General features: G+C 53.1%; 5 protein-coding genes and 1 pseudogene. 1 reads left to right on the top strand and 5 read right to left on the bottom strand.

What is annotated here, in order from left to right:
- From B3M32_RS00745 to B3M32_RS00760, 4 genes and pseudogenes are all read right to left on the bottom strand, one after another.
- Positions 1 to 410: pseudogene (locus B3M32_RS00745) on the bottom strand (sulfide/dihydroorotate dehydrogenase-like FAD/NAD-binding protein); the annotation flags it as partial.
- A 92-nt stretch (positions 411 to 502) separates the two neighbouring features.
- Positions 503 to 3,445, bottom strand: coding sequence for an FISUMP domain-containing protein (locus tag B3M32_RS00750; protein ID WP_290742408.1), 2,943 nt, complete (start codon positions 3,443 to 3,445; stop codon positions 503 to 505).
- A gap of 25 nt (positions 3,446 to 3,470) precedes the next feature.
- A complete protein-coding gene (locus tag B3M32_RS00755) occupies positions 3,471 to 6,254 on the bottom strand; it encodes an FISUMP domain-containing protein (RefSeq protein WP_290742411.1) in 2,784 nt (927 codons plus the stop codon).
- 93 nt (positions 6,255 to 6,347) lie between these two features.
- On the bottom strand, positions 6,348 to 7,157 hold the full coding sequence (locus B3M32_RS00760) for an alpha/beta fold hydrolase (protein WP_290742414.1): 810 nt from the start codon (positions 7,155 to 7,157) through the stop codon (positions 6,348 to 6,350).
- Positions 7,158 to 7,230: 73 nt separating this feature from the next.
- Here B3M32_RS00760 and B3M32_RS00765 point away from each other — a divergent pair, with 73 nt between their 5' ends.
- Positions 7,231 to 8,109: an MBL fold metallo-hydrolase gene (locus B3M32_RS00765; RefSeq protein ID WP_290742417.1), complete on the top strand. Its 879-nt coding sequence runs from the start codon at positions 7,231 to 7,233 to the stop codon at positions 8,107 to 8,109.
- 76 nt (positions 8,110 to 8,185) lie between these two features.
- On the opposite strand, the gene B3M32_RS00770 is transcribed toward B3M32_RS00765, so the two are convergent.
- A partial coding sequence (locus tag B3M32_RS00770) for a DUF5915 domain-containing protein (RefSeq protein WP_290742420.1) occupies positions 8,186 to 9,149 on the bottom strand: 964 nt, incomplete at its 5' end.

Raw genomic sequence — 9,149 nt, forward strand, 5'->3', positions numbered from 1 at the left:
TCGTTACGGGCACCCATGATGATAGTGACCTTATTGCCGGCCTTCTTCATGGCCTGAACGATGGGGTGCATCGGGGCAATGCCCACGCCACCGCACACGCAAACCACGTGGCCAAAATTCTCGATGTGGGTCGGGGAACCGAGCGGGCCCACGAGCACCGGGATATCGTCACCGACTTCGAACTTGGAGAGTTCGGTGGTGGTCTTACCGACGGTCTGGAAAATCAGGGTGATGGAGCCTTCAGTCGTGTCGGCATCGGCGATGGTGAGGGGCACGCGTTCGCCGTTGTCCTTGTTCGTCTGGAGGATGATGAACTGGCCGGCCTTACGCTCTTGGGCGATCAGCGGGGCCTCGACGCGGAATTGGAATACCGCAGGAGATAACTGTTTTTTAAAGAGAATTTTTGCCATAGTGGCACCAAAAATAGAAAAAAGGCACTCCGGACGAGGTTACCTTTTTAATAAAATGATGTTCCAAAACGGGCAAAAAGAGCCTGAACGGGCTACTCGTCCTTTATACAACGGACTGACAAATACTCGGTAGGATTATCAGAATGATATTGAAAATTATTCTCGTAAGCGTAATAGCCATAAATTCCACTATCTTGTGGGAAGAACAAAAATTCCATAAAGTACACCTTGATTCCATCATTATAATGCCGCCAAGTTACAAACGCCGTTTGTGTCGGGAAATGCTTCCCCCCCACATAGACACCAGCCGGGAGTAATGAAAAACCGAAATCATCCGTCCCGGCCTCTGCCACCGTCCAGTCCGTTTTGGCCCGTAGCCTTTTCCCAACAAGCATGGCATAGTCAACTTCATTAAAGTTTATACCTTCATCATTTGCACCTGCATTTTTAAACAATTCCCTTGCCTCGAGCGTATCGGGCAGGTGCCAACCATCCGGACAAACTCCCCTCGCCCTGTCGCCATCGATTTCGCATTTGCAAGACCGAAAATCAGTTCCACATCCAGCACTTGAATTGGAGAACAAGGCCAGACTATCAAAAGCGGCAGACCACAAGTAAAGCCTTCCATATTTTTTACAACCGTTAAGGGAATCGCCGGGACAGAGTGTTTTCATGTCATTTCGCTTATAGTCGTAGTTCAAGTTCTCCGCCATCCACGTTTGCGTCCCAATCGTCACAATACGGTAAACAGACGAGTCGCGGCTATCAGCAAGGGCTTCTTTCCATCCCTGTTCCGTACAAGCAAAAGCCTTAGACACCTTTGTTCCCGTCGCATCGGTAAGGTAGTCGGAGCCATTTCCCCTTGCCAGCCCCTTATATCCTATTGAAGATTCCGTACATATCTTTCTCATGGAAAAATCAGTATACGTCACTTTAGTCCATTCATTTTCCTTGCAAATCACATAGGAATAAACATCGTCTCCGATGGAGAACAACTTATTGTAATGCGCCAATTCTTCTTCGGATAATTCAGCCTTATTTCCAAAGAAACGTACTTTAATGAAAATGTCTTTTGACGTATCGAAAAAGCCGTCGTCGGTCGACCATGTGGGATTGGCTTCTTTCGCCGGAGTCCCTTCGCAGGTAGCCCCATAAACAAAGTGGATCTGATCAGACTCTTCCCACTCGTTATTGTTGCAACGATAGAACTCCCCGCCGGAGGACTCTTCAAGATTTGGAATATTGCCCAGACCAACGCCTTTGTAAAATTCGCCTGTCCAAATGATTGTATCTTGATTTTTCGAAGAGCAAACCCCCAGCTTATATGTATTAATTTCCTGTCGTGTCGCTTCTCGCCATTCGGCATTCTCACAGACATAAAAAGAATTTTCAGAAACTTTGTAGACGCTGTCGGATTTCACTTCCTTGCCGCCGCACACGCCAAGTTCCGCTTCCACATCTGTCGCCTTGCGCCATGCGCCTTCTCCATCGGACCATTCACAAACGTAGCTCCCGGACTTTTCGGTCTTGGCAAGTTCATTGTTGCGGTCTTCGGTGCAAAGCTTGAGTTCGTAGGTGATGGAGTCCAGTTCGATCCACTGTTTGCCGCTACAGACGAAATACTCGCCGGACTTGGCCTTGACGTATTCATTCTCGCGCTTTTCGGAACATTCCTTGAGTTCGAACTGCGTCGCAGAAATCTTTTGCCATGTCCCGGTGCGGCATACGTAGTATTCAGTTTCCTTGCCGCCCTTGTATTCCTTGTACTCGCCTTCTTTCTTAGCGGTGCAGAGGCCGAGCTCCGTGTCGAGGGCGGTCGCCTTGTGCCAGCGCTTGCTCGTACAGGCGTAGCCCACGCCGTAGTTGTCGCTATGCTTATTCTCGTTCTTCTTGATGGTTTCCTCGAGGCTGTCGGTGCAGGCACCGAGCTTGTATACGCCCGTCCAGAAAGTGTAGAGGATGCTTTCGAAATCCGGAACGGTCGCGACGAGTTTCATGTTCTTGACATTCGCGCGGATGGACTTGAAGTTGTCGGTGCTGTCAGCCTTGCTCGCCCAGTCGGCGAGGGCGGCACGGAGCGTATCGCTGTCCAGGGAACCGGTCGAGGCGAACAGGTCGCCAACGTCCCCTAGGCGGAGCCCGAACTTGCTGGCCGAAAGGTCGCCCTGCAAGAGGATGGAGGCCGCGAGCAGGGCCTTCCCGGCGGTGCCCGTGTCGGCAAGGGAGAGCGAAGTCGCCGTGAGATCGTCGCCGGCCTTGGCACCGAACACGGCCAAAAGTTCCTTCGTCGCGCGCTTCTTGGCGGCCGGCACGTTGAACTTTTCGGCCGTCACCAAATGCTTGACACGGGCGTACTCGAGCTCCGTAAAGAGGTTCACGTTGGCCTTCACGTTCTTGCCCGCAGAGAGATCCACGACGGCGTTGAGCGTCGTCTTCGAGCCGCTCGTCTTTTTGCCCGTATTTTCACTCGTATAGAAGCCGTTCACTTCCACAAGCGCGAATTGGCTCGGGAGAACAATCTTGGACACGCTGTAAGCGCCGGAGTCACCCGAGACCTTGCCGCTGAACTTGGTTTTAGTCTTTTCGAGGAGGCTGTCGAGGCCGTACACCGTCACGACGGAGCCGCTGGCATACGGGCCCTTCTGCGCGAAACCCGAAACTGTCACGGAATCGACCTTCTTGGTTTCGACCTCCGCAATCTCGGAGCTGTCCGCCTTCACGGAGCTGGAGGACTTCACCGTATCGGCGTCCGCACTGCTGGAACTTGTCGCGAGCAGGCTGTCGACCGTGGCGGAATCCACCTCGGCCCAGTCCTCGCTGGTGCATTCGAAGTAGGCGTCTTCCTCTTCCACGAACACGATTTCGCCGTAGTGGCTCTTGGTGCAGTGCACCAGGTCTTCAAATGTTTCGACGGTCGCCAATCCCGAAGACTTGCTCGGTTCTTCGCTGGAACTGCTGGAATCGTCGCCACAGGCGGCAAGGATGAGCGCGCCAGCCAGGCTAGCGGCAAGACAAAGTTTCTTGGACAATTTCATAATCCTCCGGAAAATTCTGTCAACGCTAGTCACGAACGCAACGAACGTTATGAGCCTTAAAAGCGAATTCTTGACTGACCCAGGCATAATCATCAGAACACTTCAAAGAAAAACCGTATGGTCTTGATCTTTTATTTCTATTATCATCAGATTTCTCAGAGCTCAAAAAAACCGCCCAATCAGCGATAGCATCGGACTCATTATATTTCACAGGATAAACTGAAAAACCATATGTATCAACTCCGTTGCCGTTGTCACCACCACAAGACGGCCATCCCGTTGTGGCCTTGAGTAACCTGCCAGCTTTGTTATTAGGGTAATCATAAGACGAAATTGACGCATCAACAGTCACTACAAGTGTCTCAAATTCCTCTACGGACGGCAAATGCCAGCCAGCGGGACAAACACCACGCACCTTACCTGATGCAGAACATTCACCAAGAACATTCCCACAACCATTCGGCGTATTACCAGGCAAAACACCCGCAGAATCCATGGCTGCGCTCCAGAGATAGCGCCTCCCATATTTACCACAAGAATCCAAAACAGAACAGAAACTTGAAGCTTCCCTACCTGCCGTTTTATATTCATAGTTAAAGTTCAAATTTTCTGCCATCCAAGTTTGCTTGCCAATAGTTGTCATTTTATAAATCTGACCATCACGGGAATCTTCAAATGCGACTATTGGCGTCCATCCACTTTCCTGACACTCGTAGAATTCGGACGCAGATTTTTTCCTTCTGTCATTCATTGTACTATCATTGCAAAGCGCTTTCAATGTGTATTCAATCTCAGTAATTCTTGTCCATTGATTGTCTCCGCATACGTAATACTCACCTGAATTCTGGAAGAACGTGTTTTCGATAGACTCATTGCAGTTTTTTTTCAACATGTAGTCAAGCTCCGAAACCTGCTGCCATCCAGTTTCAGCACACTGATAATACTTATCAGAAGTTCTTTCAAATGTATTTCTATTTAATTCTGAACAAATTTTCTCCAGCGAATAAGAGGCGAAATCTGTTTCCTCCCAGGAATTTTCATGACACACATAATACTCATCTCCATCCTTTTTAAAGGCACCCGTTGAATTATCGGCATTACCACATATACCTATTTTTGTTTCCAATTCTGTAGCCTTTCGCCATGATTTATCATCGCATACATAGATACCGAACGATTCTGTTTCGTATGTATCTAGATTGTTATTGTCAGAACAAGCTCCGGCATCCTGCAGTTCGTAGGAGAGCTTGTCGGACATTTCCCATTCACCGGAAACGCACTTGTAGTAATCCCCATCTTTCGTTTTTTCAACCTTATTGTTCCGTTTCTCGGTACAGAGTTTGAGTTCATAGGTCAGGGCGTCGATTTCGAGCCACTGCTTGCCGCTACAGACAAAGTAGTCGCCAGATTTTGCCTTGACATACTCGTTGTTGCGGTCTTCGGTACATTCCTTGAGTTCGTACTGCGTCTCGGTAATCTTGTTCCACGTGCCGCTGCGGCACACGTAGTACTCGGAGTCCTTCTTCTCCAGCTTGCGTTCCTCGAAGGAGCCTTCCTTCTTTGCGGTGCAGAGGCCGAGGTCGGTATCCAGGGCGGAGCTCTTGTGCCAGCGCTTGCTCGTACAGGCGTAGCCCACGCCGTAGTTGTCGCTATGCTTGTTCTCGTTCTTCTTGATGGTTTCCTCGAGGCTGTCGGTGCAGACGCCGAGCTTGTATACGCCCGTCCAGAAAGTATAGAGGATGCTCTCGAAATCCGGAACGGTCGCCACGAGTTTCATGTTCTTGACGTTCGTGCGGATGGACTTGAAGTTGTCGGTGCTGTCAGCCTTGCTCGCCCAGTCGGCGAGGGCGGCACGGAGCGTATCGCTGTCCAGGGAACCGGTCGAGGCGAACAGGTCGCCAACGTCCCCTAGACGGAGTCCGAACTTGCTGGCCGAAAGATCGCCCTGCAAGAGGATGGAGGCCGCGAGCATCGCTGTCCCGGCAGCACCCGTGTCGGCAAGGGAGAGCGAGGTCGCGGTCAGGTCGTCGTCGCCCTTGCCGCCGAACACGGCCAAAAGTTCCTTGGTCGCGCGCTTCTTGGCGGCCGGCACGTTGAACTTTTCGGCCGTCACCAAATGCTTGACACGGGCGTACTCGAGCTCCGTGAACAGGTTCACGTTGGCCTTCACGGTCTTGCCGGCGGAGAGGTCCACGATGGCGTTGAGGGTCGTTTTGGTGCCGCTCGTGTTCTTGCCCGAGATTTCGTTCGCGTAGAACCCGGAGACCTGCACCAGGGCGAACTGGCTCGGGAGCACGATTTTCTCTACCTTGAACGCACCGCTATCGCCCGAAACCTTCCCGGTGAACTTGGTCTTGGTCACTTCGAGTGCGCTGTCTAGGCCATACACGGTCACTGCGGAGCCGCTTGCGTAGGGGCCCTTCTGTGCGAGGCCCGATACGGTCACGGAATCGACCTTCTTGGTTTCGACCTTCGCCACTTCGGAGCTGTCCGCCTTCACGCTGCTGGAGGACTTGGGCTTGTCCTCATCGCCGCTGCTGGAGCTTGTTGCAAGCAGGCTGTCGACCTTGGCGGAATCCACCTCGACCCAATCCTCGCTGGTGCATTCGAAGTAGGCGCTTTCCTCTTCCACGAACACGATTTCGCCGTAGTGGCTCTTGGTGCAGTGCACCAGGTCGTCGAACGATTCGACCGTGGCCGGGCCAGAAGACGTTTTTGTTTCTTCGGCGGAACTGCTGTCGTCGTCGCCGCAAGCGGCAAGCAGGGACATCCCCGCCACCAAGAAAGCCAAGCTGAGATATTTCTTCATTTTTTTCGTCCTTCCTGAATATTTTTTCGGAAAAGTTACAAAATTCTTTCTTTTTTCGAAAGATTCCGGAAGGAATTGCCCATACCCAGGGCGTTATTTACACAAAAATGCGTAAATCCGTTCCTTGTATTCCTTCGATTCATCAAAGATGGCGTGACCGGCACCTTCGAACATCTGGAACTCATAGGGAACTCCTGCAGCTTTCAGGTGCGCCACAATCTTGTCGGAGGCGACAGGCAGAACGACGCGGTCTTCGCTTGCGGCAAGCACGAGCACCGGGCACTTGATGTTGGCAAGCATGTCGCCGGTATCCACGTTGTCGCATTCGCGGGCGAATATGGCGAAACGGTCCATGTCGGCTTCGGAAACGTCCTTGTACATAGCACGGAGTGCGCGGCTGTAGCGTTCGGCGAACTTCACCGAGAAGCAGTCGCGGATGAACGCTTCGACGAGCCCCTCGCGGTCGTGAGCTCGAGCAAGGCGCGCCCAGTTCCCGATGACTTCAAGCTGTTGCGGCTCCGGCTTGGAAGTCGAACAGCCGAGCACGAGCTTCCACACGAGTTCCGGGTGCGTCGCCGCGATATGCTGGGCCACCATGCCACCCTGCGAAACGCCGTAGAGCGCCACGTCCTTGAGGCCGAGCGCCTGCATGGCAAGCACCTGGTCGCGAGCCATCTCCTCGAGGGAGTAACCCGGGTCCACATCCTTGCGCCGGTCAAAGAAGTAGAGCGTAAAGCCCTCGGTGAACATCTTGTAGGGCACCTGCAAAGATGCCGCGGACTTCATCACGCTCTTGATGGCAAGCCCCGGAATAACCACGAGCGGTCTCGGGCCATTCCCGAACTTCGCGTATTCCATTTCAAAACCGGCGGTGCGGACACACTGTACAAGTTCTTCGCTCATGGTGTAAAAGATAGATACATCTCTTGCGAACGAGAGACTTTTTTTCTTATTATTACAGTGTCAAGGAGTCGCCATGAACAAAATTTTCGCTATCCTCGGAACCATCTCGCTTTCGATGCTTGTCGCCGCCTGCAGCGACACCAAGACCGCCAAGGAAACCGCCACCGCAGAAACTGCGGGCGATGAAACCGCCGCACAGGTCGCAGGCACCAAGACGATTACGCTTTCAAACGGTGCGACGGTCACCTGGATTCAGGACAACGACGGCGAAAAGTTGAACCCGCGGAGCCTCTTCAGCGACGCGAGCGACTCGCTCTACAACAGTCTGAACATGCCCGACGGCATCCCGGCCAGCGTGAGCACGTTCCTCGTGAAGGTGGACGGCAAGTACATCTTGTTCGATGCAGGCCTCGGGGCATTCGGCGGGCAGCTCATGAGCCGCCTTGCCGCGCTCGACGTGAACCCCGACAGCATCGGGCTTGTCTATCTCACGCATTTCCATGTGGACCACATCTCGGGCCTTGTGGCAAAGGATGATGCCGGCAACGACACGAAGGTTTTCAAGAACGCCGCCGTCTATGCGGGCAAGGTGGAATACGACGCCTGGATGAACGACATCCCGAAAAACGACTTGCAGAAGAACATCATGGCGCTCTACAAGGACAGCCTTCATTTATTTGCATTCGGTGACACGCTCCCCCACGGAGTGTTCGCGATGGACGCCGTCGGACATACGCCTGGCCACACCGCATTCCAGTTTGCAAACCTGCTTATCGTCGGTGATTTGATGCACGGTTACGCCCTGCAGAAGGACCACCCCGAAATCAATTCCAACTACGACATGGACAAGCCGAAATCCGCCGAGAGCCGTAAGCGCATTATGCAATACGCCCGCGACAACAAGCTCCTGATGGCGGGCATGCACCTGCCCCCTCCAGGATTCGCGGAATAAAAAAGGCCGTAGCGAAGTGCTGCGGTCCTTTTCGTTGCGAGATGGCGGGTCGCTGCCCGCCATGACGTTGTAATGTTTAAGCCTTTACCGTCGTGAAGCTGAATGCTTCGCCGTCGGCGTCGTTAGCTTCCAAGCCATCGGCAGCGGCAGCCCACTTGATGGCGACAGCCTGAGTCTCTCCGGCGATGTAAGCCTCGTTCTCCGCGACTGCTTGCTTGAATACGTCGCTTGCAGAGAACAGCGTCACTTCGATCTTGTCGGTGATGGCGTAGTTCTGGTCCTTACGGCGGTTCTGGATGCGGTTCACGAGTTCGCGGGCCACGCAAGCGCGGCGGAGTTCGTCCGTAATCTTCAAGTCCAGAGCCACGGTGAAGTGCTGGTTGGCTTCCACGGCCATGCCATCGGCCACGATGCGGTTGAGCATCAAGCAGTCAGCACCGACTTCACCGAAGTCAAACTTGATGGTTTCGCCATTCTGCAGAGCCTTGATTTCGTCGACAGACAACGAATTCAGCTTAGCAGAAATCACCTTCATGTTCTTCGCGTAATCCGGGCCCTTCGCCTTGATGGCAAGGAAGTTCGGCTTGGCGGAGAGCTTCACGAGTTTCGTCTCATCTTCCAAGAACTTCATTTCACGAACGTTGAGTTCTTCAAGAATCAAGTCCTTCATGGTCTCGGCGACGTTCTTTTCTTCGGTGCCGTGAGCAACCACCGTCATGCTGGCAATCGGCATACGGTTCTTTACGTTGTTCGTAGCGCGAATCACGCGGCCCATTTCAACCATGCCACGCACCATGGCGATGCGTTCCACGAGCTTTTCGTCCATGAGGGACTTGTCGGCGCTCGGGAATTCGCAGAGGTGCACGCTCACCGGAGCATTGGCATCCACTTCGCGAACGAGAATCTGGTAGATTTCTTCGGCGAGGAGCGGGAGGAACGGGGCGAGAATCTTGGAGAAGTCCACGAGCACCTTGTACATGGTGGCGTAGGCGGCGTTCTTGTCGCCATCGTTTTCGGACTTCCAGAAACGGCGGCGGCTG

Origin of the sequence: Fibrobacter sp. UBA4309, assembly GCF_002395745.1 — a bacterium.
Taxonomy (GTDB): Bacteria; Fibrobacterota; Fibrobacteria; order Fibrobacterales; family Fibrobacteraceae; genus Fibrobacter.